Origin of the sequence: Streptomyces sp. NPDC001985, assembly GCF_040296845.1 — a bacterium.
In the GTDB taxonomy this organism is placed as follows: Bacteria; Actinomycetota; Actinomycetes; order Streptomycetales; family Streptomycetaceae; genus Streptomyces.
In genome coordinates this window covers 41,577-64,862 of sequence record NZ_JBEOYB010000042.1, presented here as the reverse complement: position 1 = coordinate 64,862, position 23,286 = coordinate 41,577, and the positions used below count along the sequence as shown (strand labels likewise).

General features: G+C 73.6%; 23 protein-coding genes. 18 read left to right on the top strand and 5 right to left on the bottom strand.

The window, feature by feature from the left end; all coding sequences use genetic code 11:
• Nucleotides 1-113: 113 nt before the first annotated feature.
• The gene (locus tag ABT122_RS20115; protein WP_451068419.1) at nucleotides 114-671 is read left to right on the top strand and encodes a MarR family winged helix-turn-helix transcriptional regulator; all 558 of its coding nucleotides are present in this window, start codon (nucleotides 114-116) and stop codon (nucleotides 669-671) included.
• Here the strand turns inward: ABT122_RS20115 and ABT122_RS20110 are convergent.
• A complete protein-coding gene (locus ABT122_RS20110) occupies nucleotides 662-1,138 on the bottom strand; it encodes a hypothetical protein (protein ID WP_351553703.1) in 477 nt (158 codons plus the stop codon). The genes ABT122_RS20115 and ABT122_RS20110 overlap by 10 nt on opposite strands.
• Nucleotides 1,139-1,233: 95 nt before the next feature.
• Nucleotides 1,234-2,148 carry an oxidoreductase gene (locus tag ABT122_RS20105; RefSeq protein WP_351553700.1) on the bottom strand — a complete coding sequence of 305 codons (915 nt, stop codon included), beginning with the start codon at nucleotides 2,146-2,148 and terminating at the stop codon, nucleotides 1,234-1,236.
• Between the two features lie 88 nt (nucleotides 2,149-2,236).
• Between ABT122_RS20105 and ABT122_RS20100 the strand changes: the two genes are divergently transcribed.
• From ABT122_RS20100 to ABT122_RS20025, 17 genes are all read left to right on the top strand, one after another.
• Entirely contained in the window at nucleotides 2,237-2,560 is a 324-nt protein-coding gene (locus tag ABT122_RS20100; RefSeq protein ID WP_351553697.1) for a DUF427 domain-containing protein, read from the top strand.
• 179 nt (nucleotides 2,561-2,739) lie between these two features.
• Nucleotides 2,740-3,819 carry an NADH-quinone oxidoreductase subunit B family protein gene (locus ABT122_RS20095; RefSeq protein ID WP_351553694.1) on the top strand — a complete coding sequence of 360 codons (1,080 nt, stop codon included), beginning with the start codon at nucleotides 2,740-2,742 and terminating at the stop codon, nucleotides 3,817-3,819.
• Between the two features lie 6 nt (nucleotides 3,820-3,825).
• Nucleotides 3,826-5,610, top strand: a complete 1,785-nt coding sequence (locus tag ABT122_RS20090; protein WP_351553691.1) for a nickel-dependent hydrogenase large subunit — start codon at nucleotides 3,826-3,828, stop codon at nucleotides 5,608-5,610.
• Nucleotides 5,607-6,095, top strand: a complete 489-nt coding sequence (locus ABT122_RS20085; RefSeq protein ID WP_351553689.1) for a NifU-related iron-sulfur-binding protein — start codon at nucleotides 5,607-5,609, stop codon at nucleotides 6,093-6,095. Before ABT122_RS20090 ends, ABT122_RS20085 begins: the two co-directional genes overlap by 4 nt.
• Complete coding sequence (locus tag ABT122_RS20080; RefSeq protein WP_351553686.1) at nucleotides 6,092-6,739, top strand: DUF5947 family protein; 648 nt, start codon at nucleotides 6,092-6,094, stop codon at nucleotides 6,737-6,739. The genes ABT122_RS20085 and ABT122_RS20080 overlap by 4 nt, the downstream gene beginning before the upstream one ends.
• Nucleotides 6,736-7,389 carry a DUF6084 family protein gene (locus ABT122_RS20075; protein WP_351553684.1) on the top strand — a complete coding sequence of 218 codons (654 nt, stop codon included), beginning with the start codon at nucleotides 6,736-6,738 and terminating at the stop codon, nucleotides 7,387-7,389. The genes ABT122_RS20080 and ABT122_RS20075 overlap by 4 nt, the downstream gene beginning before the upstream one ends.
• Nucleotides 7,386-8,948 carry a hypothetical protein gene (locus tag ABT122_RS20070; RefSeq protein WP_351553683.1) on the top strand — a complete coding sequence of 521 codons (1,563 nt, stop codon included), beginning with the start codon at nucleotides 7,386-7,388 and terminating at the stop codon, nucleotides 8,946-8,948. The genes ABT122_RS20075 and ABT122_RS20070 overlap by 4 nt, the downstream gene beginning before the upstream one ends.
• Nucleotides 8,945-9,508: a hydrogenase maturation protease gene (locus ABT122_RS20065; protein ID WP_351553680.1), complete on the top strand. Its 564-nt coding sequence runs from the start codon at nucleotides 8,945-8,947 to the stop codon at nucleotides 9,506-9,508. Before ABT122_RS20070 ends, ABT122_RS20065 begins: the two co-directional genes overlap by 4 nt.
• On the top strand, nucleotides 9,502-9,606 hold the full coding sequence (locus ABT122_RS33630) for a DUF6893 family small protein (protein WP_451068378.1): 105 nt from the start codon (nucleotides 9,502-9,504) through the stop codon (nucleotides 9,604-9,606). The genes ABT122_RS20065 and ABT122_RS33630 overlap by 7 nt, the downstream gene beginning before the upstream one ends.
• 174 nt (nucleotides 9,607-9,780) lie before the next feature.
• Nucleotides 9,781-10,149, top strand: coding sequence for a hydrogenase maturation nickel metallochaperone HypA (gene hypA, locus ABT122_RS20060; RefSeq protein WP_351553677.1), 369 nt, complete (start codon nucleotides 9,781-9,783; stop codon nucleotides 10,147-10,149).
• A gap of 18 nt (nucleotides 10,150-10,167) precedes the next feature.
• Nucleotides 10,168-11,094, top strand: a complete 927-nt coding sequence (gene hypB, locus ABT122_RS20055; RefSeq protein WP_351553674.1) for a hydrogenase nickel incorporation protein HypB — start codon at nucleotides 10,168-10,170, stop codon at nucleotides 11,092-11,094.
• A complete protein-coding gene (hypF, locus tag ABT122_RS20050) occupies nucleotides 11,091-13,427 on the top strand; it encodes a carbamoyltransferase HypF (RefSeq protein WP_351553671.1) in 2,337 nt (778 codons plus the stop codon). The genes hypB and hypF overlap by 4 nt, the downstream gene beginning before the upstream one ends.
• Before the next feature lie 14 nt (nucleotides 13,428-13,441).
• The gene (locus ABT122_RS20045; protein ID WP_351553669.1) at nucleotides 13,442-13,705 is read left to right on the top strand and encodes a HypC/HybG/HupF family hydrogenase formation chaperone; all 264 of its coding nucleotides are present in this window, start codon (nucleotides 13,442-13,444) and stop codon (nucleotides 13,703-13,705) included.
• Entirely contained in the window at nucleotides 13,702-14,826 is a 1,125-nt protein-coding gene (gene hypD, locus ABT122_RS20040; protein ID WP_351553666.1) for a hydrogenase formation protein HypD, read from the top strand. The genes ABT122_RS20045 and hypD overlap by 4 nt, the downstream gene beginning before the upstream one ends.
• An 88-nt stretch (nucleotides 14,827-14,914) precedes the next feature.
• Nucleotides 14,915-15,904 carry a hydrogenase expression/formation protein HypE gene (gene hypE / locus ABT122_RS20035; protein ID WP_451068421.1) on the top strand — a complete coding sequence of 330 codons (990 nt, stop codon included), beginning with the start codon at nucleotides 14,915-14,917 and terminating at the stop codon, nucleotides 15,902-15,904.
• 795 nt (nucleotides 15,905-16,699) lie between these two features.
• Nucleotides 16,700-17,191: a hypothetical protein gene (locus tag ABT122_RS20030; protein WP_351553660.1), complete on the top strand. Its 492-nt coding sequence runs from the start codon at nucleotides 16,700-16,702 to the stop codon at nucleotides 17,189-17,191.
• A gap of 255 nt (nucleotides 17,192-17,446) precedes the next feature.
• Nucleotides 17,447-19,003: an MFS transporter gene (locus ABT122_RS20025; protein WP_351553657.1), complete on the top strand. Its 1,557-nt coding sequence runs from the start codon at nucleotides 17,447-17,449 to the stop codon at nucleotides 19,001-19,003.
• Here the strand turns inward: ABT122_RS20025 and ABT122_RS20020 are convergent.
• The 3 genes from ABT122_RS20020 to ABT122_RS20010 all read right to left on the bottom strand — a co-directional run bounded on the left by ABT122_RS20020 (nucleotide 18,971) and on the right by ABT122_RS20010 (nucleotide 23,274).
• Nucleotides 18,971-21,211: an AfsR/SARP family transcriptional regulator gene (locus tag ABT122_RS20020; RefSeq protein ID WP_351553654.1), complete on the bottom strand. Its 2,241-nt coding sequence runs from the start codon at nucleotides 21,209-21,211 to the stop codon at nucleotides 18,971-18,973. The two genes, ABT122_RS20025 and ABT122_RS20020, sit on opposite strands and share 33 nt — an antisense overlap.
• A gap of 319 nt (nucleotides 21,212-21,530) precedes the next feature.
• Nucleotides 21,531-22,379 (bottom strand): dimethylargininase, encoded by an 849-nt coding sequence (ddaH, locus tag ABT122_RS20015; RefSeq protein WP_351553651.1) that lies wholly within the window; start codon nucleotides 22,377-22,379, stop codon nucleotides 21,531-21,533.
• Nucleotides 22,380-22,446: 67 nt separating this feature from the next.
• Nucleotides 22,447-23,274 carry a 2OG-Fe(II)-dependent halogenase WelO5 family protein gene (locus tag ABT122_RS20010; RefSeq protein WP_351553648.1) on the bottom strand — a complete coding sequence of 276 codons (828 nt, stop codon included), beginning with the start codon at nucleotides 23,272-23,274 and terminating at the stop codon, nucleotides 22,447-22,449.
• Nucleotides 23,275-23,286 lie beyond the last annotated feature (12 nt).

Here is a 23,286-nt window from a genome sequence, read left to right as displayed (position 1 = left end):
CCTTTGCCATAAAGGCAATTACCTTTGCCGCAAAGCTAAACAGGTCGGGGTAGGTTGTCAAACGCAGTGGTGGAGCGCGGCAGTCGCGTGGAATCGGAAGGTGGAGCATGTCGATGGAGACGCCGGAGCCCGTCAGCCCGGAGGAGCAGTGGGACCGCCTCATGGACGGTCTGCGCGCGTTCGGCGCCAACTACACCGAGTTCACCCGGCGCTTCGCCGACTGGCTGGGACTGCACTCCACCGACGCCGCGGCCCTGACCGAGATCCTCTACGCAGAGGACCAGGGCACGCCCATGTCGCCCGCCCGGCTGAGCGAGCGCGTCTCCCTCTCGTCCGGGGCGACGACGATCCTGCTCAACCGGCTCGAACAGGCCGGGCACATCGTCCGCACCCGGGAACACACCGACCGCAGGGTGGTGACCCTCCGCAGCAGCCCCGCCATCCGGCCGCGCGCCGAGGAGTTCTTCGGCCCCTACGCCGCGCGCATGACCGCCGAGATGGCGCGGTACACCCCGGAGCGGCTCCAGCAGTTCGAGGACTTCGTCCGCCACCTCGGCCGGACCATGGACGGACTGCTCGCCGAGGAGTACCGGGAGAGCCGCCCGGGCACCCGTCGCGCACCGGACGGCGGCCGTCCCGGGACGTCACCGCCGGGCCGGGCTCAGCGGTAGCTGTCGCGGCACATTCCCGTGACGGACGGGTCGGTGATCCCGGCGGAGCTGTCGCACAGGCTCTTCATGTCGTAGGTCTCGCGCGGCTCGGGCGGCCCCGGCACCGGGGGGACCGGCACGGGCGCGCGGGGCGGCAGATCCCGCGGATCCGGGGCCGGTGTCCGGGGCGGCCGCGGCAGCGGTACGGCGGCGGTGGCGCGGGCGGCGGGCGCACCGCCCGGCCCCGGGCGCGCGGTTCCCCTCGGCGTGTGCCGCCCGCTCCCCTCCGCGCCGCGCCCCGGCCCCCGGCTGGCGAGCGCCGGTTCCTGACGGCCGGCCGGCCCGGCCGGAAGGGCCGTGCGGTCGTGGTCCGGGAGGCCGCTGGGGACACGCGGCCCCCTCAGGGGTTCGGCCGGCACCGACACACAGCCGGTCAGACCGAGGAGCGCGGAGAGGGTCAGGGCGAGAAGCGTGGTGCGCTGGTGCATCCGCCCATCGTGGCGCGGGGCCGGCCCCACGGGTCCGCGCACACGCCCGAAGCCACCGGCACGAGTGAAACGGCGGACGGACGCTGCCACGCGGGTCAGCGGTCCGGCCCGGATTCCCCCGTCTCCGCCTCGGTCTCCTTCTCCCCGCCGATCGCGTCGAGTTCCGCGACGGCGTCGGGCGGCAGATCGAGCCGGGCCGCGGCCACGTTCTCCCGGAGGTGGGCCACGGAGGAGGTGCCGGGGATGAGGACGATCGCCGGCGACCGCTGGAGCAGCCAGGCGAGGGCCACCTGCTGGGGGGAGGCGTCCAGCCGGGCCGCGACGCCGGTCAGGGTGCGGGACTGGAGCGGGGTGAAGCCGCCGAGCGGGAAGAAGGGGGCGAAGGCGATGTTCTCGGCCGCGCACCGGTCCACGAGCCGGTCGTCCCGCCGGTCGGCGAGGTTGTAGAGGTTCTGCACGGTGACGACGGGCGCGATGGCCCGCGCCTCGGTCACCTGGGCGGAGGAGACGGAGCTGAGTCCGAGGTGGCGGACGAGGCCCTGCTCCCGGAGCTCGGCCAGGGCGCCGAACTGCTCGGCGAGGCGCGGCTCGGGTGCGGGGCCCTCGGGGACGCCGAGGCGGAGATTGACCGCGTCGAGGGTGTCGAGGCCGAGGTGGTCCAGATTCTCCCGGACCTGGGCCCGGAGGTCGTCCGGTTCGCGCGACATGATCCACGAGCCGTCGGAGCCCCGGCGGGCGCCGACCTTGGTGACGATGCGGAGATCGGGCGGGTAGGGGTGCAGGGCCTCCCTGATGATCTCGTTCACCACGGTGGGGCCGTAGAAGTCGCTGGTGTCGATATGGGTGATCCCCAGGCCGACGGCCTCCCGCAGCACCGCGACGGCCTCCGCGCGGTCCCGGGGCGGACCGAGGACACCGGGGCCGGCGAGCCGCATCGCGCCGTAACCCATCCGGCTGAGGGTGAGGCCGGGTGCGGGGGTGAGCGTGCCACCGGGAGCCGTGCTGGACATATCAGCCTCTCTCATCCTTTACCGGTGCGGTGACTCTATCCCTCGCGGCGCGGGAACAGACTTCCCGCGCCGCGCGCTGTGATGGGGTATGAGCCCAGGACACCGCATCACCATCGAACAGAGCAGCGCCCATGTGCGGGTCGTACGGAACGGCGACGTGCTCGCCGAGAGCCGGCGGCCCCTGGAGCTGCGCGAGACGGGCTGTCCGGTCCGGTACTACCTGCCGCCCGAGGACGTCAGGACCGAACTGCTGACCCGCTCCGACACCCACACCCACTGTCCCTTCAAGGGCGACGCCGACTACTGGTCGGCGGCCGGCGCCGACGATCTCGTGTGGGCCTATCCGGACCCGGAGCCGGGAGTGGCGGAGATCAAGGACCACTTCTGCTTCTACGACACCGAGGTGGTCTGACCCGTCCGGCGCACCGCCCCGCGATCCGGACACCGGGGCCGTCCGGCCCGTCCGGCGCCCCGGACACGGATTCACCCGACCCGCCCGGCGGTCCACCGCCGGGCGTTTTCCGTACCAGGATGCTAAGACCTTATTGAGCGCTTTGACATTGTTCATCCCTTTATCGGGGAGGCATCCTCATGAGCGGAACAGCCACCGCGGACACCGGGACCGGCACCGGCGCCGCCACCGATGTGGTGCACATCCTCTGGATCAACGCGGGCCTGAGCTGCGACGGCGACTCGGTCGCCCTGACCGCCGCCATGCAGCCCAGCATCGAGGAGATCGTGACCGGTGCGCTGCCCGGGCTGCCGAGGATCGCCGTGCACTGGCCGCTCATCGATTTCGAGTGCGGCCCGGTCCAGGGCGCGGACAACTTCGTCGAGTGGTTCTTCAAGGCGGACCGCGGCGAGCTGGACCCGTTCGTGCTGGTCGTGGAGGGGTCGATCCCCAATGAGCAGATCAAGGCGGAGGGGTACTGGTCGGGCTTCGGCGACGACCCCGAGACCGGCCAGCCCATCACCACCAGCGAGTGGCTGGACCGGCTCGCGCCCAAGGCCACCGGCATCGTCGCGATCGGCACCTGCGCCACCTACGGCGGCATCCACGCCATGGAGGGCAACCCGACCGGAGCGATGGGCGTTCCCGACTACCTCGGCTGGGACTGGACGTCCAAGGCCGGACTGCCGATCGTCTGTGTGCCCGGGTGCCCCATCCAGCCGGACAACTTCGCCGAGACCCTCACCTATCTGCTCTACCAGCTGGCCGGCTCCGCGCCCATGATTCCGCTGGACGACAAGCTCCGGCCCGCCTGGCTGTTCGGGGCGACCGTGCACGAGGGGTGCGACCGGGGCGGCTACTACGAGCAGGGCCAGTTCGCCTCCGACTACGGGACGCCCGAGTGCCTGGTGCGCCTCGGCTGCTGGGGCCCGGTCGTCAAGTGCAATGTCGCCAAGCGCGGCTGGATCAACGGCGTCGGCGGCTGCCCCAACGTCGGCGGCATCTGCATCGGCTGCACCATGCCCGGATTCCCCGACAAGTTCATGCCCTTCATGGACGCCCCGCCCGGATCGCACCTCTCCAGCGACGCCAGCTCCGCGTACGGCGCGGTGATCCGGCGGCTGCGCACCATCACGGCGAAGACCCTCGACAAGGAACCCAAGTGGCGCCGGACCGGCCGTCTGCTGACGACCGGGTACCGCTCGCGGAAGGGCACATGAGACACCATGGCAGCAACGACCGAAGTCGCCGGTGACGGCGGTGGTCTGACGGAGATGTCCTGGGACCCGATCACCCGGATCGTGGGCAGCCTGGGTATCCACACAAAGATCGACTTCAAGCAGAAGCGGGTGGCGGAGTGCTACAGCACCTCCTCCGTCTTCCGCGGCTACAGCGTCTTCATGCGCGGCAAGGACCCGCGCGACGCCCACTTCATCACCAGCCGGATCTGCGGCATCTGCGGCGACAACCACGCCACCTGTTCGGTCTACGCCCAGAACATGGCGTACGGGGTGAAGCCTCCGCACCTGGGTGAGTGGATCATCAACCTCGGCGAGGCGGCCGAGTACATGTTCGACCACAACATCTTCCAGGAGAACCTGGTCGGGGTCGACTACTGCGAGCGGATGGTGCGCGAGACCAACCCCGGGGTGCTGGAGCTGGCCGAGCGCACCGAGGCCCCGCACGCGGGCGACCACGGCTATCGGACCATCGCCGACATCATGCGCTCCCTCAACCCCATCGAGGGCGAGTTCTACCGGGAGGCGCTCCAGGTCAGCCGGTACACCCGGGAGATGTTCTGTCTGATGGAGGGCCGGCACGTCCACCCCTCCACGCTCTACCCGGGGGGCGTCGGCACGGTGGCGACCGTGCAGCTGTTCACCGACTATCTGACCCGGCTGATGCGCTATGTGGAGTTCATGAAGAAGGTCGTGCCGCTCCACGACGATCTCTTCGACTTCTTCTACGAGGCCCTGCCCGGCTACGAGGAGGTCGGCCGCCGCCGGGTGCTGCTCGGCTGCTGGGGCAGTCTCAACGACCCCGACCACTGCGACTTCACGTACCGCAACATGACGGACTGGGGCCGGCGGATGTTCGTCACCCCGGGGATCGTGGTCGACGGCAAGCTGGTCACCAACGACCTCACCGAGATCAATCTCGGTATCCGGATTCTGCTCGGCAGCTCCTACTACGAGGACTGGCAGGGCAAGGACCTCTTCGTCACCCACGACCCGCTGGGCAACCCGGTCGACCCCCGCCACCCGTGGAACCAGCACACCATCCCCTCCCCGCAGAAGCGGAACTTCGACGACAAGTACAGCTGGGTGATGTCCCCGCGCTGGTTCGACGGCAAGGACCATCTGGCGCTGGACACCGGCGGCGGCCCGATCGCCCGGCTCTGGTCCACCGCGCTCTCCGGTCTGGTCGACATCGGCTACATCAAGGCCACCGGGCACAGCGTCCGGATCAATCTGCCCCGCTCGATGACCAGACCCGAGACCACCTTCGAGTGGAAGATCCCCCGGTGGAGCAACGCGCTGGAACGCAACCGGGCCCGGACCTACTTCCAGGCGTACGCCGCCGCCGCCGCGCTCCACTTCGCCGAGAAGGCGCTGGAGGAGGTACGGGCCGGACGCACCCAGACCTGGGAGAGGTTCGAGGTGCCCGACGAGAGCATCGGCTGCGGCTTCACCGAGGCGGTGCGCGGCGTCCTCTCCCACCACATGGTGATCCGCGACGGGAAGATCGCCAACTACCATCCGTATCCGCCGACCCCCTGGAACGCCAGCGTCCGGGACAGCTACGGCACCCCGGGGCCGTACGAGGACGCGGTGCAGAACACCCCGATCTTCGAGGAGAACTCACCGGAGAACTTCAAGGGCATCGACATCATGCGGGCCGTGCGCAGCTTCGACCCGTGTCTGCCCTGCGGAGTGCACATGTATGTGGGCGGCGGCCGCACCCTGCGGGAGATGCATGTCCCCACCGGGCTGAGCGGCCTGAGCGGATGACCGCGGAGGCGACCGGCGCACGGGTCCAGGAGGCGCTGGACCGGCTGACGGGCAGCGGGGCCCAGGAGGCGGGCGAGGAACTGGTCCGCGAGCTGATGGCGTTCTACGGCGAGGGGCTGGCGGCGCTCGTGGACGCGCTGCCCCCGGGCGCGCTGGCGCCGGCCCTGGACCACCCGGCGGCGGCCGGGCTGCTGGTCCTGCACGAGCTGCACCCGGAGGACACCGGGGCCCGGATCGCCCGGGCCCTGGACTCCCTGTCACCGGCTCCGCCCGCCCTGGTCGGCTGGGAACCCGGCAGCGGCACCCTGACCCTGCGGCGCGCCCCGTCCGGCGGTGGCTGCGGCCGCGGGACGGCGGGCGGCGAGCAGGCGGTGGAGAGCGCGCTGGCCTGCCATGCCCCGGAGGTGACCGCGATCGTCTGGCGGCAGGAGCCCGCGCTGCTCCAGATCGGCAGCCGTCCCCCGGCGGCGGCGGAGGCCCGGTGACCGTCCGCGAACTCCCCCGCCCCGGTACGGACCTGCTGCGCCGTCTGCGTGCCCCGGCGCCGCCGAAGCCGGAGCGCTGCACCTTCTGCGGCACGGGTCTGACCCCCGGTCACCGCCATCTCGCGGACACCGCCGAGCGCTCCCTCGTCTGTGTCTGCACCGCCTGCTCCCTGCTGTTCCAGCGGCCCGGAGCGGCCGGCGGACGCTACCGGCCGGTGCCCGACCGCACCCTGACCGACCCCGGCGGCGAGCCGGACGAGGCCACCTGGACGGCGCTGCGCATCCCGGTCGGCACCGCGTTCCTGATGCTCAACTCGGCGCTGGGCCGCCCGGTGGTCTGCTATCCCGGCCCGGCCGGGGCCACCGAGAGCGAGGTGGACGAGGCCGCCTGGCGGGCGGTGTCGGCGCGCAGCCGGCTCGCGGCGGCGCTGGAACCCGATGTGGAGGCCCTGCTGCTGCACCGGTCGCGGGGCCGTGCCCACTGCTTCCTGGTGCCGGTCGACCGCTGCTACGAGCTGGTCGGCCGGCTGCGGCTGTGCTGGCGGGGCTTCGACGGCGGGGCCGAGGCGCACGCCGAACTCGACGCCTTCCTCACCGCACTGAGCGGCCGGGCCCGCGCCCTGCCGAAGGAGACCCCGGCATGACCGAACTCGACTTCCACTGCACCGAGGTGCGGGCCGACCGGCACGCCGCCGGACCCACCCTGGTCTTCCGGCTGCGGATCACCGCACCCGCCGAGACCCGGGTGCACGCCCTCGCGCTCCGCTGCCAGCTCCGGATCGAACCCGCGCGCCGGGACTACGGCGAGGACGAGGGCGGGCGGCTGACCGATCTGTTCGGCGAGCGGTCCCGCTGGGGCAGCACCCTCCATCCGATCCAGTTCGCCCAGGTCTCCCTGATGGTGCCCGGATTCACCGGCGAGACCGAGATCGATGTCGCGGTCCCGTGCACCTACGACCTGGACATCGCCGCGACCCGGTACTTCCGCGCGCTGGACGGCGGGGACGTGCCGCTGCTGCTGCTCTTCTCCGGGACCGTGTTCAGCGGGCCCGCCGGCTTCCAGGTCACCCCGGTGTCCTGGGACCGGGAGGCATCGGTGCGCCTGCCGGTGCGGGTGTGGCGGGAGATGATCGAGCAGCACTTCCCCGGCTGCGGCTGGCTGCGGCTGCCGGGGGATCTCATCGACGGGCTGCTCGCCTTCCGCACCCGGCGGGCGCTGCCCTCCTGGGAGGCGACCGTGCGCACCCTGCTCAGCGCGGCCGAGCCCGCGGAGATCGGAGAGGGCGCGCGATGACGGCACCGGAACCGGCGGCCGTCCCCGCGGAGGTGACCGGCACCCGCCGGGCGGAGACGGCCGGCGCCGTCCCGCCCGAGGTGACCGGCGCCGTCCCGGCGGAGACGGCAGGCATCCGCCCGCCCGACCTGACCGGCACCATCCCGGCCGAGGTGACCGGCGCCGTCCCGGCCGAGGCCGCCGATGTCTTCCCGCCCGAGGTGGAGGACCAGTTCGGCGCGGTGCGGCAGATCGCCGACGCGGTGCTCTTCGAGGGATACGTCCTCTACCCCTACCGGGCCTCGGCGGCGAAGAACCGGCTGCGCTGGCAGTTCGGCGTCCTGGTGCCGCCCGGCTACGGCCGGGGCCGGGCCGAGCAGGTGCATCAGCGGACGGAGTGTCTGCTGGAGCCCCGGAGCGGCGCACTGCTCTCCGTCGAACTGCGCTTCCTGCGGACCCAGCGCAGAACCGTCCAGCGGGCGGCGGACGGCGGCTGGGAGACGGTCCCGGAACTGGAGCTGGCCGACCGGGTGCTCGTCTGCTGGGACGAGGGAGTGGAGGAGCGGATCAGGCTCCGTGTACCGGTCGCCGACCTGGCGTCCGCCGGCGGGATCACCCATGGCTTCCGGCTCCCCGCGCACCACGAGGAGGAGGTGCTCCACGCGTCGGGGGCGCCCGTGGGACGGCTGCTGCGCGCCCGGGAGCCGGTCGCCGGGGAGATCCGGCTGAGCACGCGCGAGATCCCCGGCCCGTACGGAGCGGTGCGGCTGACCGCCGTCGTGGAGAACACCGGCCGCTGGGAGGCCGCGGCCGGGGCCCGCCGGGAGGACGCGCTGCCGCACTCGCTGGTCTCGGCGCATCTGCTGCTCGCCCTGGACCGCGGCTGCTTCCTGTCGGTGACGGACCCGCCCCGGTGGGCCGAGGCCGCGGTGGCCGAGTGCCGCAACGAGCACACCTGGCCGGTGCTGGCCGGCCCGGCGGGGCCCGACCGGGTGGTGCTGTCGTCGCCGATCATCCTGGAGGACCATCCGCGGATCGCCCCGGAGAGCCCGGGCGCGCTCTACGACTCCACCGAGATCGACGAGATCCTGGCCCTGCGCACGGCGGCCCTGACCGACCGGGAGAAGCGTGAGGCGCGCGGCACCGACGAGCGGGCGGGCGCGGTGATCGATCTGGCCGACTCCCTCCCGCCCGAGGTGCTGGAGCGGCTGCACGGTGCGGTACGGGCGCTGCGCGGGGTCACCGGCCCCGGTCCCGGAGCGGACGGCGAGCCGCAGCCGTGGTGGGACCCGGGCGGCGACCGGGACGTGGACCCCGCCCGGGACCGGGTGCTGATCGACGGTCACGCGGTCGGCGCGGGCAGCCGGGTCGTGCTGGGCCCCGGGCACCGCCGCACCGACGCCCAGGACCAGTTCCTGCACGGGCGCACCGCCCTGGTGGAGGCGGTGCTGCACGATGTCGACGGCTCGGTCCACCTGGCGGTCACGGTCGACGGCGACCCGGGCGCGGATCTCTGGCGCGCGCAGGGCCGGTTCCGCTACTTCCAGCCCGACGAGGTCACCCCGCTGGAGGGGCCGTGACCGCCGGGCGGGTGCTCGTCGCGGGGGTGGGCAATGTCTTCCTCGGCGACGACGGCTTCGGCGTCGAGGCCGTCCGCCGGCTCGGGCTCGCCGGGGTGCCGGACGGCGTGGAGGTGGTCGACGCCGGGGTGCGGGGCGTCCATCTCGCGTATCAGCTCCTCGACGGCTACCGGACGGTGGTGCTGGTGGACGCCGCCGCGCGCGGGGGCGCGCCCGGAACCGTGTATCTGATCGACGCCGGCACCGGGGCGGTGGAGCCCGGGGGGCCGGCGGTGCTGGACGGGCACCGGATGGGCCCGGACGCCGTGCTGGCGCTGCTGGCGGCGCTCAGCGCGGGCACCGGGGGCGTACCGCCCGGGCGGGTGCTCGTGGTCGGGTGCGAGCCCGCGTCGCTGGAGGAGGGCGTCGGGCTGAGCGCGCCGGTGGCCGCCGCGGTGGACGGGGCCGTACGGCTGATTCTCGACGTCGTGGGCCGGGACGGGGAGACGGACGGGGGCATGGACGCGGGCGGGGAGAGCGTGGGGGCCGAGCTGTCCGGAAGAAAGGCGTCACCATGGTGAAAGCTGTGTTCGCTGCGGCCCTGGGGGCCGCCGTCGGTGCGGTCCTCTGGCAGACCCTGCCCGACCTCAAGCGGTACGTCCGCATCTCCCGTATGTGAGCCGCCGCGCGCCGTCCTCCCGGGCCGCACTGCTGCGAATGGGTCCCGCCGGGGCCGGCCGCGGCGTGGCGCACCCGCGGGGCGGCGGCTCCGCCGTGCAATGGAGCCGCTGTCACACCGCGCGGCCGGCCGGGGCCGGCCGCCGGCACAGTGGAGTGGGAGCGAGGCGCACCGATGCACGAGATGTCGATCGCGGAGGCCGTTGTCGAGCAGGTGGTCCGGGCCGCCGGCCGGCACGGCGCCGCCTCGGTGGCATCGGTGCGCCTGGAGGTCGGCGAACTCGCCGGAGTGGTGCCGGACGCTCTGGACTTCTGCTTCGCGCTGGTCTGCGAGGGGACGGTCCTGGAGGGTGCCCGGCTGGAGATCCGGAGCGTCCCGGCGCTCGCCCGGTGCGGTCCCTGCGGGGTCGAGTGGCCTCCGGGTGTCCCCCCGGACCTGGTCTGTCCCCGCTGCGGCGGGGCACGGGCCGAGCTGCTGACGGGGCGTGAACTCCAGATCAGGGATGTCGCGTGGGCCGATGGCCCGCTGCGTGCCCACGGCTGACGAGGAAGGCGGATTCCCATGTGCCGTACGGCCGATCTCCGGCAGGCGGTCCTCGCCCGCAACGACGACAGCGCGCGGGCGCTGCGCGCCGAGCTGGCCGGCCGGGGGGTCATCGCCGTCAATCTGCTCTCCAGTCCGGGCAGCGGCAAGACGGCGCTGCTGGAGGTAGAGCTAGCGCTGGCCCGGGAGCGCGGCGTGCCGGTGGCGGCGCTGACCGCGGATCTCGCCACCGAGAACGACGCCCGGCGGCTGGCCCGTACGGGGGTGCCGGTCCAGCAGGTGTACACCGACGGGCTCTGTCATCTGGAGGCCGCGACACTGCGCGGCTATCTGGCCGGCTGGCTGCCCGCCGAGGCCCGGGTGCTCTTCGTGGAGAACGTCGGCAATCTGGTCTGTCCGGCCTCCTACGACCTCGGCGAGTCGCTGCGGGTGACGCTGGCGTCGGTGACCGAGGGCGAGGACAAGCCGCTCAAGTATCCGGGGGCGTTCGGGCTGGCGCAGCTGGTCCTGGTCACCAAGGCCGATCTCGCGGAGGCCGTGGAGTTCGACCGGGACACCTTTCTGGCGAATGTGGCCCGGGTCAACCCGGGGGTGGAGGTGGTGTTCACCTCGGCCCGCCGGGGGCAGGGGGCCGGGGCGCTGCTGGAGCGGGCGCTGGCCGTGTGCGAGGGAGCGCGGGCCCATGAGCCGGTGATGGCCCGTACGCCGGACCACCCGCACCCGCATCCGCACCCGCACCCGGAGCAGGACCCGGTGCGGCACACACAGCCGTACGCGCGTCCGCACGCGCACCCGGAGCCGCACCCCGCCGGCGGCACGGAGCCCGCCGCCGCTCCGGCGCTCTCCGTCTCCGGCCCTCCGCCGCGCACCGCCCCGGACCCGCCGGCCGCACCCCGCTCCCCCGCCGTCCCCCGCCACGGGCACCCGGTCGCGGACCAGCGGTGACCCCCGCCCCGGAAGCGGACACCGCTCCGCTGCGGGTGAGGGTCACCGTCCAGGGGCTCGTCCAGGGCGTCGGCTTCCGCCCGTTCGTCTACACCCTCGCCGCCGGGCTGGGGCTCTCCGGCCATGTCGGCAACACCGGCGACGGTGTGCTCGCCGAGGTGGAGGGCCCGGCGGACGCCGTGGACTCCTTCTGCCGCCGGGTGGCGGCCGACGCCCCGGCGGCGGCCCGGGTGGCGTCCGTGCGGCACGAGCCCATCGCGGTCGCCGGCACGGCGGGCTTCGCCATCGCCGCCACACGCGCGGACGACGGGCCCACCGGGTCCGCGCTCATCCCCCCGGACACGGCGACCTGCGCCGACTGCCTGGCCGAACTCACCGACCCCGCCGACCGCCGCCACCGGCACCCGTTCCTCACCTGCACCGCCTGCGGCCCCCGCTTCACCATCGTCACCGCGCTGCCCTACGACCGCGCGGCCACCACGATGGCGGGCTTCCCGATGTGCGCCGCGTGCGCCCGCGAGTACCGCGATCCGGCCGATCGGCGCTTCCACGCCCAGCCCATCTCCTGTCACGACTGCGGCCCCCGGCTCGCGCTGATCGCGCCGGGCGCGCCCGCCCTCGACGGCGAGGCCGCGCTGGGGCGGGCCCGCCTGCTGCTCGCGGAGGGGGCGGTGGTGGCGGTCAAGGGCATCGGCGGCTACCACCTGGCGTGCGACGCGCGGAACGCGGAGGCCGTCGCCCTGCTGCGGCGCCGGAAGAACCGGGGCGACAAACCCTTCGCCGTGATGGCGCGCGATCTCCGGGAGGTCGAACCGCTGGTGGAGCTGGGGGCGGTGGAGCGGTCGCTGCTGACCGGGCCGGTCCGGCCGGTCGTCCTGCTGCGGCGCCGCCCGGCCGGTCCGGGCGCGGCGCCGGTGCTCGACGCCGTCGCCCCGCGCGGGCCCGACCTCGGGGTGATGCTGCCGTACACCCCGCTGCACCATCTGCTGCTGGGGCTGCCGGGCGACCCGGAGGGCCCCCGGCTCCTGGTGATGACGAGCGCCAACCTGGCCGGCGAGCCCATCGTCACGGACGACGGGGAGGCACTGGAGCGGCTCGCCCCGCTGGTGGACGCCTGGCTGGCGCACGACCGGCCGATCCATGTGCCGTGCGACGACTCGGTGGTACGGGTCGTGGACTCGGTGCCGCTGCCGCTGCGCCGCTCGCGCGGCTGTGTCCCCGCGCCGGTCGACCTGCCGCTGGAGGTCCGGCCGGTCCTCGCGGCGGGCGGTGACCTCAAGAACACCCTCGCGGTCGCCGCCGGCCGGCGCGCCTGGCTCTCCGGGCACATCGGCGACATGGACGATCTGGCGACCCTGGACGCCTTCGGGCGGGCGGCGGACCATCTCACGGCGCTGACGGGTGTGGCGCCCTCGGTGCTGGTGGCGGACCGTCACCCGGGCTACCGCTCCGCCCGCCGCGCCGCGCACCGGGCGGCCGGCCGGCCGCTGGTCCGGGTCCAGCACCACCACGCCCATGTCGCGGCGGCGATGGCGGAACACGGCCTCGACGGCGAACAGCCGGTGATCGGGGTCGCCTTCGACGGCACCGGGTACGGCGACGACGGCGCCGTCTGGGGCGGCGAGATCCTGATCGCGGACTACGCGGGCTTCCGCCGCTTCGCCCAGCTCGCCTATGTGCCGCTGCCGGGCGGTGACGCGGCGGTGGCCCGTCCGTACCGGATGGCGCTGGCGCATCTGCGGGCCGCGGGGATCGGGTGGGCGGCGGAGCTGGCGCCGGTCGCGGCCTGTCCGGACGGTGAACTCCGGGTGCTGGAGCGGCAGCTGGAGTCCGGGCTGCACTCCGTCCCCACCTCCAGCATGGGCCGGCTCTTCGACGCGGTGTCGTCCCTGGCCGGCATCTGCCACCGGGCCGGGTACGAGGCCCAGGCGGCCATCGAGCTGGAGGGCGCGGCCCATGCCCACGGCCCGGCGCAGGGCTACCGCTTCGCGCTGCGCCGAGGCGACGGCCGGTGGCTCGCCGACCCCGCGCCGGTGCTGCGCGCGGCGGTGGCCGAGCTGCGGGCGGGTGCTCCGGCGGGGCTGGTGGCGGCCCGTTTCCACGCGGCGGTCGCGGAGCTGGTACGGCGGATCTGCGCGGCGGCACGGGAGCGGCACGGGCTGGGGACGGTGGCCCTGACCGGCGGGGTGTTCGGGAACGCCCTGCTGCTGTCGGAGTGCGCGCGCGGGCTGGCGGCGGACGGCTTCCGGGTGCTGCGGCACCGCCGCGTACCGCCCAACGACGGAGGACTGGCCCTCGGCCAGCTCATGGTGGCCGCGCGGGTCGCGGCCTGAGAGGAGACGGCTCCATGTGTCTGGCGGTGCCCGGCAGGGTGATGGAGATCGCGGAGCGCGACGGTGCCCGGATGGCCGTGGTGGACTTCGGCGGAGTGGTCAAGGACGTGTGTCTGGAGTATCTGCCGGATCTGAAGGTCGGCGAGTACGCCATCGTGCACGTCGGTTTCGCGCTGCAACGGCTGGACGAGGAGTCGGCGCGCAGAACGCTCGATCTCTTCGCCGAACTCGGTCTGTTGCAGGAGGAGTTCGGAGATCCCTGGGAGGAGCAGCGGTGAGGTATCTGGCGGAGTTCCAGAATCCGGAGCTGGCCGGCGGCCTGCTCGACGACATCAGGGCGGCGGTGACCCGGCCGTGGGCGCTGATGGAGGTGTGCGGCGGACAGACCCACACCATCATCCGGCACGGCATCGACCAGTTGCTGCCCGAGGGGGTGGAGCTGATCCACGGCCCGGGGTGTCCGGTGTGCGTCACCCCGCTGGAGGTCATCGACAAGGCCCTGGAGATCGCCTCCAGGCCCGGGGTGATCTTCTGTTCGTTCGGGGACATGCTGCGGGTGCCCGGAACCGGGCGCGATCTCTTCCGGGTGCGGGGCGAGGGGGGCGATGTCCGGGTGGTGTACTCGCCGCTGGACGCGCTGCGGATCGCGGTGGAGAACCCGGACCGCGAGGTGGTGTTCTTCGGCATCGGCTTCGAGACCACCGCCCCGCCCAACGCGATGGCCGTGCACCAGGCCCGCGGACGCGGTGTCCGCAACTTCAGCATGCTGGTCTCGCACGTCCGGGTGCCGCCCGCCATCGACGCCGTCATGAACTCACCGCACTGCCGGGTGCAGGGCTTTCTGGCGGCCGGTCATGTGTGCAGCGTGATGGGGACGGACGAGTACCCCGAGCTGGCGGCGCGCCACCGGGTGCCGATCGTGGTCACGGGATTCGAGCCGCTGGACATCCTGGAGGGCATCCGGCGCACCGTGCGGCAGCTGGAGCGCGGTGAGCACACGGTGGAGAACGCCTATCCGCGCGCGGTGCGGCCGGAGGGGAATCCCGCGGCCCGCGCCATGCTGGCGGATGTATTCGAGGTCACCGACCGCGCGTGGCGGGGGATCGGGACGATCCCGCTGAGCGGCTGGCGGCTCTCGCCCCGCTACCGCGACCACGACGCGGAGCACCGTTTCGACGTCGCGTCCATCACCACCAGCGAACCCGCCGAGTGCCGCAGCGGGGAGGTGCTCCAGGGGCTGCTGAAGCCGAACGAGTGCGCGGCCTTCGGCACCACCTGCACACCGCGCACACCGCTGGGCGCCACGATGGTGTCCAGTGAGGGCGCGTGCGCCGCGTACTACCTCTACCGCCGTCTCGGCACCCAGGCCACTCCTCTGGAGGCGAACCCCGTTGGCTGACACCCTCTCCGGCACCCAGTCCCCCACGGCACCCGATCTCTGCGGCTGGAGCTGTCCGCTGCCGCTGCGGGATCATCCCCGGGTCGTCATGGGGCACGGCGGGGGCGGTGCGATGTCCGCCGAGCTGGTGGAGCACCTCTTCCTGCCGGCCTTCGGCGGTCCGCCGGCCGCGGCCCTCGGCGACAGTGCCGCGATCGGTCTCGGCGGGGCACGGCTCGCGTTCTCCACGGATTCGTTCGTGGTCCGGCCGCTGTTCTTCCCCGGGGGCAGCATCGGGGATCTCGCGGTCAACGGCACGGTGAACGATCTCGCCATGAGCGGGGCGCGGGCCGCGTATCTCTCCTGCGGTTTCATCCTGGAGGAGGGGGTGGAGATCGAACTGGTGGGCAGGGTCGCCCGGGCGCTGGGCGACGCGGCCCGCGCGGCGGGGGCCGAGGTGGTCACCGGGGACACCAAGGTGGTGGAGGCGGGCCACGGGGACGGCGTCTACATCAACACCTCGGGGATCGGGCTGATCCCGCCCGGGGTGGACATCAGGGCGGAGCGGGCCGAGCCGGGCGATGTGGTGATCGTCAGCGGCGGGATCGGGCTCCACGGTGTGGCGGTCATGAGCGTGCGCGAGGGCCTGGAGTTCGGGGTGGGGATCGAGAGCGACTGCGCGGCCCTGGGCGGGCTGGTCGGGGCGATGCTCGCCGTCACCCCGGATCTGCATGTGCTGCGCGATCCCACCCGGGGCGGTCTCGCGGCGGCGCTCAACGAGATCGCCGCCGCCGCGGGCGTCGGTGTGGTGGTGCGGGAGCGGGCCGTGCCGGTGCCCCCGGAGGTCGCCAGCGCCTGCGCCATCCTGGGTCTGGACCCGATGTACGTGGCCAATGAGGGCAAGCTCGTCGCCTTCGTGCCGCGTGAGCACGCGGAGGCGGTGCTCGCCGCGATGCGGGCGCATCCGCTGGGCGCCGGTGCCGCGGTGATCGGGGAGTGTGTGCCGGAGCATCCGGGGATGGTGGTCGCCCGTACGGCGTTCGGCGGAACCCGGGTGGTCGATCTGCCGCTGGGCGAGCAGTTGCCCCGCATCTGCTGAGAGCGCTTACCACTCACATCCCGGTTCCGGGGTGTCCCAGCACTCACTTCACTCTCACGGGTGAATTCAGTCAACTGCCGTTGGGCGACCACCGATCGACTGCACGTGATGTCATATGCCAATGCGATAGTTCCGAAACGGCAACTCTGTCGCACTTGATCAGAATGCTGCACAAAAAAGCCGAGTAAGCGCAGTCATCGATCAGTTTCCATCAAGGTGACCAAGGCATCCGGTTCTGCGTCGCCTTGACTAATCGTCAACAGTTCCGGAGAGCGGTGCCGCCGTCCACCGGCGGCGGATTCGCCGCCGGTCCGAGGGCCCACCAACAGCCCGGCAAGGCGGTACGGTCATCGGGAAAGTCGGCCCGGGAGGCCGGTCCGACGCAGCGAGAAGGCCCTGGGCGGCTGCCACCGCTCCAGGGCCAAATGATCAAGCAAGGAGTCTGCCGTCGATGCTTGACCCGTTCCGCCGAGAGTGCTCACTCCCGTTCCCGGCGTCCCGTGCCGGAAGTATCCCGCACCCGGCACCACCGCAAACAGGTCCCCGCGCCGGCGGCCCGTGCGCCGGGCCCGGCACCGCCGCCGGCCAGGGCGGCTGACGGACCGTACGCTCACACGATCCGCGGCGGGCAGGAGCCGCCACCGGGTGGAAGGGTCCCCGGCGGCCGGCCGGCCGCGGACCCGGGCCGCCGCACCCCGTCCCGTACCGCGCGGCCCGCCTCCACTCCACCCCCGCCGGGGCCCTCACCGGGCCGGCGGGTCCGTGGACCTCGCACACCCGAGGAGGTCCGGGGCCGTGCAGAAGCCGTCAGCCCCGCAGCACCGCCATTCCCCGCCCGCCCTCCACCGCCTCGACTACCAGGCCTTCCGCCAGCTCGTCCGGAGCGACTACGCCGTGTACGCGCGGGCCCGCATAGGGCTGGAGCCGGTGGCATCGGCCGCCGTCGATGAGGCGTTCACCGCGATAGCCCACGCCTGGGCGCGCATGCTCAGCAGCCCGTCGACCGCCGCGGCGGCCTGGCTGCTGCTCGGGGACACCGTGACGCGCCACGCGTCCGGCGTCCCCGGCACCCGCTCCCCGGCTCACCGGATTCTGCCCGCGCCACCCGCCGACGCCCTGCTGCTCCACCGCGGACTCGGCCTCCCGCTCGACCGCACGGCCGCGCTGATGGGTTCCGACATCTCGGCGGTACGGGCCCTGATCGCCCGGGCCGACCGCGAACTGGGCCGCGCCCGGGAGGCACCCGCGCTCCGGGCTCCCTCCTCCGCCGCCCGACGGGCCGGGTGACCGGGGCGCGCGGGCCCGGGGGCGGTCACCCGACCCGCGCCCGCGCGGTGCGAGCGCCCTCGGCGGTACCGGCCCGCGCCGCCAACCACACGGAACGAAGGGCCCGTTCATCCGCCGGCGGCGGCCCCGGGCGCATGACCCGACCCCCCGCACCTCTGTACACTGCGACGACTCGCTCATACAGTGTTGGATTACTGGATCAGCGTTGGACGAAACCCTTGGCCGTAGGGCCAACAGGCCGTGGAGAGGTGCTCAGTGACGGAAGAACAGACGGGGGCCGAGGGGCACCCCCGGCGCTGGCTGATCCTGGTGGCGCTCTGCTCGGCGCTCCTGGTGATCGTCATCGACAACACGGTCCTCAATGTGGCCATGCCCTCGATCGGCCGGGCCTTCAACGCCTCCACCGGTGAACTCCAGGCCGTACTCGACTCCTATGTGGTGGTCTTCGGCGGACTGCTGGTGGCGGCGGGGGTGGCGTCCGACCGCTACGGGCGCCGGCGGACGATGGTCATCGGGCTGATCGTCTTCGCGGTCACCTCGCTCGGCGCCATCGCCGCCCAGTCGGTGTGGTGGCTGATCGGCATGCGGGCGGCCATGGGTGTGGGCGCGGCGCTGGTGATGCCCGCGACCCTCGCCGTGATCGTGCAGGTCTTCCCCGCGCGCGAACGCCCCCGGGCGTTCGCGGTGTGGGCGGCGGTGGCCTCGGCGGCGATGGGCCTCGGGCCGCTGCTCGGCGGCATCCTGGTGGACTGGTGGAGCTGGGCCGGGGTGTTTCTGATCAACCTGCCGATGGTGGCGGTGGCGCTGTTCGGGACGCTCAAGCTGGTCCCCGAGTCCCGTGACCCCGAGGGGCGGCCCCTGGACCCGCTGGGCGCGGTCCTGGTCACCCTGGGCATGGTCGCGCTGGTGTGGGCGGTGATCGCGGTGCCGGAGGAGGGGTTCACCGCGCCGGTCGTCCTCGGTTCCTTCGCGCTCTCCGCGATCGCGCTCGCGGCCTTCGGTCTCCGCCAGCGGCGGTCGGCGGAGCCGATGGTGGATCTGTCGCTCTACCGGGACCGTACGTTCGCGGGTGCCAGCTTCGCCATCGCCCTGCTGTCGGTGGCGACGGGCAGCACGCTCTTCCTCCTGAGCCAGTATCTGCAACTGGTCCACGGCTACAGCGCCACCCTGACCGGGCTCTCCGTCGCCCCGCTCGCGGCCGGTGTGGTCATCGGCTCCGTCTTCGGCGGGCGGGCGCCCGGGCGGATCGGCGCGCGGGCGACCATCGTCACCGGCTTCGCCGTGACGGCCTGCGGTTTCGCGGTCCTGGTCACGCTGACCCCCGGCTCCCCCTACCCGGTGGTGGCGGCCGGGCTGCTGCTGTGCGGCGGCGGCACCGGGTTCGCCAGCCCGGCGGGGACCAGCACGGTGCTCTCCGCCGTACCGCCGCACCGGGCGGGGATGGGATCGGCGCTCAACGACACCCACCAGCAGATGGGCATCGCCCTGGGCGTGGCGGTGCTGGGCAGTCTGCTGACGGCCGTCTACCGGGAGCTGCTCTCCGGGGACGTGCCCGGGCACGCGCGGGGCTCGCTGGCCGAGACCCTGGCGTACACGGAGACGGACCCGGCCCTGTCGGCGCTGGCCGGCACCGCCCGGGAGGCGTTCTCCGACGCTCAGTCGGTCGCCATGGGCGCCGGTCTGGGCTTCGCCCTCGCGGGCGCGGCCGTGGCGCTGTTCACGCTGCGGGGCGGGCCGCGCGAGAGCCCCCGCGCCGAGGGGGGCGCGGGGGCGGGCGCGTCAGACCGGGTGGCGCAGGAGCGACAGGCGTGAGGCGGGCCGGGGCGGCGGGGGCGATCCGGCCGGGCAGAGCGGGCCGGGGTCGGCCAGCGGGTGCGGAGGGCGGGACGTCCCCGCCTCCGCGGGAGCGCCGCCCTCCCGCGCGGCGGCCGTGCGCAGCAGCGCGAGCAGCTCACCGGGTTCCCGGCGCCCGTCCCCGATGACCAGCCCCGAGGCGACGGCCGGGCCGAAGCGCTCATCGGCCCGGCCCAGCACGGCCCGGAGGAATTCCCGCTCCTGGTGGGCCCGTCCGTGACCGGCCCCGCCGGTGAAGAGGGAGGCCGCCGGTCCCGCGCCCGCGTCGGGCGGGGTGCGCCCGCCGCCGGACCGGGGCGCCCCGGTGGCCCTCTCCGCCAGTTCCAGCCATCCCCGCAGGGCGCGCAGCTGGATGGTCACGGCCTCGGCGGGGTCCATCCGGGCCAGCAGATGGACCCGGAGAAGCTCATGGAGGCCATAGCTCCAGGAGTGGGTGCGCTCCGACCACCGCACGGCCAGCAGGCCGCGGTCGGCGAGCCGGTCGAGGACCTCCCGGGCGCGGGTGGCCGGACGGCCGATGAGCACTCCGGCGATCCACGGGGTCAGGGCCGTGCGGCCGAAGACGGCCAGGGCCGAGAGCGGCCCCCGGTCGTCCTCCGGCAGATCGCGGAGCGCGCCGTCGAAGGTGCTGACGATGGAGCGGCCGGGGGTGCCCAGCCGCTCCAGCCAGCTCTCCTCCCGGGAGAGCGCTTCGGTGACATGCGCCATGGACCAGTGCGGCCGGGACGCGAGGAGGGTGCCCACCGACCGGATCGCCATGGGCAGCCCGGCGCAGCGGGCCAGCACCTCCTCGGTCCGAGGTCCCTGTTCCTCGTCGCGTCTGGCGGGAAGCCCCGAGAAGAGCAGGCTCCGGGCCTCCTCGGGCGCCAGCGGGCCGAGCGGTACGCGCAGGGCTCCCTCGACCGTCAGGGTGGCGGCCTGGGCGGTGACCAGAACCGCGCACCTTCCGCTGGGAGGGATCACCGCCCGCAGATCCTCCGGTCCGGCAACGTTGTCGACCACCAGCAGCACACTGCGGGACGCCACCAGGCTGCGGTACAGGTCCTGCCGCTCCCCGGCGGACTCGGGCACCGTGCCCTCGGCCGCGCCCAGTCCCCGCAGCAGCCGGCCCAGCACGGCGCGCAGCCCCTCCTCGGAGCGCGGGTAGGCCGCCGCGTCGACATAGAGCCGGCCGTCGACGAACTCCTCGTGGAGGCTGTGCGCCGCGCGCAGTGCCAGGGTGCTCTTGCCGACGCCGGGCATCCCGGTGACGACGACGGCGCGCGGGGCCGTGTCGGCGTGGGCCGCGCCGCCGTTGACCAGCCGGGCGACGATCTGCCGCAGCTCGGACGTCCGGCCGGTGAAATCCGGTATGTCCGGCGGGAGCTGGCTGGCCGCCGCGTCGCCGGCCCGGCAGGGGGCGGGGCGGCGTGCGGGCCGGTCCGGTCCGCCGTCGCCCGCGGTGCCCGACAGCAGCGACTGGTAGAGCTGCTGGATGTCCTCGGCCGGGTCCGCGCCGAACTCGTCCGCGAGTCTCCTGCGCAGGCTCCAGTAGACGTTGAAGGCGTCGCTGCGCCGTCCGCTGCGGTCCAGCGCCACCATCAGATGGCGGTGGAGCCGCTCCTGTGTGGGGTGGGCGGCGACCAGATCCACCAGTTCGGGGACGAGTTCGGCGGCGTCCCGGGTCTCCAGATCCGCTCCGATGCAGTGCTCCAGCGCGAGCAGCCGCAGTTCGGCCAGCCGGCCGGCCTCCCGGTCGAAGAGTTCACCGTCCAGCATCTGGAAGGCGCACTCCCCCCGCCAGCGGCCGAGCGCCCCGCGGAGCACCGCGGCCGTCTTCTGGAAGGCGCCCCTCGCCTCCCACTCCAGGGCGCTCTCGACCTCCGCCTCGAAGAGGTGCGCGTCGACCGCGTCCGGCGCGACGTCCAGGAGGTAGCCGGAGGGATGGGTCACGATCGCCCGGGTCCCGAGCACCCGGCGGAGGGTGCTGATCCTGCTGTGGATCTGGGCCTGCGCGGTGGACGGCGGACTGCGCTGCCAGAGGGTGTCGACGATCTGCGGCACCGGGACGACGGTGCCGCAGCGGGCGATCAGCAGCCCGAGCAGGGCCTGTTGTTTGGGTCCTCCTGCGATCACGGGGACTCCGCCGTCGACGACGCTCAGCGGCCCCAGTACCTGGAACTTCACACCCATACTCCTCGCGGTCTCGGTTGCGCCCGATTCGGGGTGGGGGGCACGGAAGGCCGCACGGCGGGCGGGGGAGCCCGGCGAGTCCGCACGACCTGTTCCGTCCCGGCGTGAAAGGCTTCTCCATGCCCTGCCGCTCCATCCGTCGGGAGGCCGGACGGGTGCGCGCCGGGGGTGCCGTCGGCAGCGCCCCGGGCCCCTCCCGCGGACCCCGCTCGCCGGGTCCGGAACAGTGCCGGCCCCTTCCTGACGATTGATACTGCCCGACACCGTGGATCAACGGGGGGTGATTTCACGTCAGATTCGTTGGATAAGGCAACTAATCCTGCGGGGGTCTGATCTCCAGGGTGCAGCACTTCACGCTGCCGCCGCCCTTGAGGAGTTCCGTCAGATCCACCCCGATCGGCTCGAAGCCCCGCTCGCGCAGCCGGGCGGCGAGGGTGGTGGCGGCCTCGGGGAGGACGACATGGCGGCCGTCGCTGACGGCGTTGAGCCCGAACACCCCGGCCTCGGACGGACCGGCGAGCAGCGCTCCGGGGAACACGCGCCGCAGGACGGCGCGGCTCCCCGGGGAGAACGCCTCCGGGTGGTACATGATCTCGTCGCCGTCGAGTACGGCGAGGGCGGTGTCCAGGTGGTAGTAGCGCGGGTCGGTCAGCTCCAGGCCGATCACCGGGCGGCCGAAGAACTCCTGGGCCTCCGCGTGGCTCTCGGGCGAGCTGCGGAAACCCCTCCCGGCCAGAATCCAGCTGTCGGTCACGAGGAAGTCGCCCTCGCCCTCGTTGATGTGGCGGGGCTCCCTCACCTCGGTGAAGCCCCGCTCCCGGAACCAGCTCAGATGGGCGGGGCCCTCGGCGGACCGCTCGGCGTCGCGGAAGCGCGCGCCGAGGACCCGGCCGCCGACCACGGTCGCGCCATTGGCCGCGTACACCATGTCCGGCAGGCCGGGCAGCGGGGGGATCAGCTCGACCTCGTGCCCCAGCTCCAGGTAGAGGGAGCGCAGCCGCTCCCACTCGGTGACGGCCAGCGCGGTGTCGACGGGTTTCCCGGGGTCCATCCACGGGTTGATGGCGTAGGTGACGTCGAAGAACTCCGGCCGGCACATCAGATAGCGGCGGCGGCGGGCGACGCGGGGGCCGGTGGCCCGGTGCGGTGCGGCGGCGGTCATGGCACTCCAGTCGGTCGGTGGGGGCGGTCCCGCGCGGGGCTCCGGGGAGGGGAGGAGTGGGGCGGGCTCAGGACCAGAGGAGGAGGTTGCCGTGGCGGGAGAACCCGATGAAGAAGGAGAGGGTGACCCTCCGGCCGCCCCGGTTGGCCTCGATCATGTGGTAGTTCCGGGGGTCGAAGACGATCGCGTCGCCGGTGGCGGGGGCGACGGTGAGGCTCGGCTCGCCCGCGACCACCTCGGGCCGGTACCAGTAGCCGTCCCGGTGGTGCTCGTCGTCCGGGCGCCAGCGGCGGCGGAAGACGGTCAGCGCGCCTCCGTCGGGCGGGGTCTCCAGATAGCAGTTGAAGGCGAGCTGGCTCAGCGGGGTCTCGTCCAGACCCGCCGGGAACTCCCGCTCCACCTCGTCGAAGTGGAGGCCGGCGCCCTGGTACATCTCCCGGATCATGCCCGCGAACAGCGGTGCGCCGCCGACGGTGGCGGGCGTGACCTCCTGCTGCCACGCGGCCGCGAGCCGGTCGCCGGCGAGGCCGAGCGGGTCCCGGCCGTCCAGCAGCCGTGAGCGCACCCGGGCCGCGGCAGCGGCTTCCTCCCAGTAGGAGGGCTCCACCCGGGCGCTGTTGTAGTAGTCGAACACGGCGGGGCCGAGCTTGGCGATCCGCCGTCCGACCAGCCGCTGGTCGTACTCCCCCATGGCGTCCTGGACGAGCGAGGCGACCGTGGTCCGGCACTCGTGCGGGGAGAAGAAGTTCCGCACCCGCACCGCGCCGAGGACTCCGGCCGCCACCCGGCTCATCCGTCCGGCGTCCATCTCGTCCACGACATCGAGCCCGAAGAGGGTATGGACGGGTGTGGTGTCGTGATGCCGCTCCCGCGGCACATCGGTCCTCTGCTGCACTGGTGCCGCCCC

Excerpts from the sequence above, each read along its gene's own strand:
- ABT122_RS20105 (WP_351553700.1), bottom strand. The coding sequence starts at position 2,148 with ATGTCCAGCACGGCTCCCGGTGGCACGCTCACCCCCGCACCCGGCCTC.
- hypB (WP_351553674.1), top strand. The coding sequence starts at position 10,168 with ATGTGCCGTACGGCCGATCTCCGGCAGGCGGTCCTCGCCCGCAACGAC.
- ABT122_RS20070 (WP_351553683.1), top strand. The coding sequence starts at position 7,386 with ATGACGGCACCGGAACCGGCGGCCGTCCCCGCGGAGGTGACCGGCACC.
- hypE (WP_451068421.1), top strand. The coding sequence starts at position 14,915 with ATGGGGCACGGCGGGGGCGGTGCGATGTCCGCCGAGCTGGTGGAGCAC.
- ABT122_RS20075 (WP_351553684.1), top strand. The coding sequence starts at position 6,736 with ATGACCGAACTCGACTTCCACTGCACCGAGGTGCGGGCCGACCGGCAC.
- ABT122_RS20100 (WP_351553697.1), top strand. The coding sequence starts at position 2,237 with ATGAGCCCAGGACACCGCATCACCATCGAACAGAGCAGCGCCCATGTG.
- ABT122_RS20045 (WP_351553669.1), top strand. The coding sequence starts at position 13,442 with ATGTGTCTGGCGGTGCCCGGCAGGGTGATGGAGATCGCGGAGCGCGAC.
- ddaH (WP_351553651.1), bottom strand. The coding sequence starts at position 22,379 with ATGACCGCCGCCGCACCGCACCGGGCCACCGGCCCCCGCGTCGCCCGC.
- ABT122_RS33630 (WP_451068378.1), top strand. The coding sequence starts at position 9,502 with ATGGTGAAAGCTGTGTTCGCTGCGGCCCTGGGGGCCGCCGTCGGTGCG.
- ABT122_RS20095 (WP_351553694.1), top strand. The coding sequence starts at position 2,740 with ATGAGCGGAACAGCCACCGCGGACACCGGGACCGGCACCGGCGCCGCC.
- ABT122_RS20115 (WP_451068419.1), top strand. The coding sequence starts at position 114 with ATGGAGACGCCGGAGCCCGTCAGCCCGGAGGAGCAGTGGGACCGCCTC.
- hypA (WP_351553677.1), top strand. The coding sequence starts at position 9,781 with ATGCACGAGATGTCGATCGCGGAGGCCGTTGTCGAGCAGGTGGTCCGG.
- ABT122_RS20085 (WP_351553689.1), top strand. The coding sequence starts at position 5,607 with ATGACCGCGGAGGCGACCGGCGCACGGGTCCAGGAGGCGCTGGACCGG.
- ABT122_RS20090 (WP_351553691.1), top strand. The coding sequence starts at position 3,826 with ATGGCAGCAACGACCGAAGTCGCCGGTGACGGCGGTGGTCTGACGGAG.
- ABT122_RS20110 (WP_351553703.1), bottom strand. The coding sequence starts at position 1,138 with ATGCACCAGCGCACCACGCTTCTCGCCCTGACCCTCTCCGCGCTCCTC.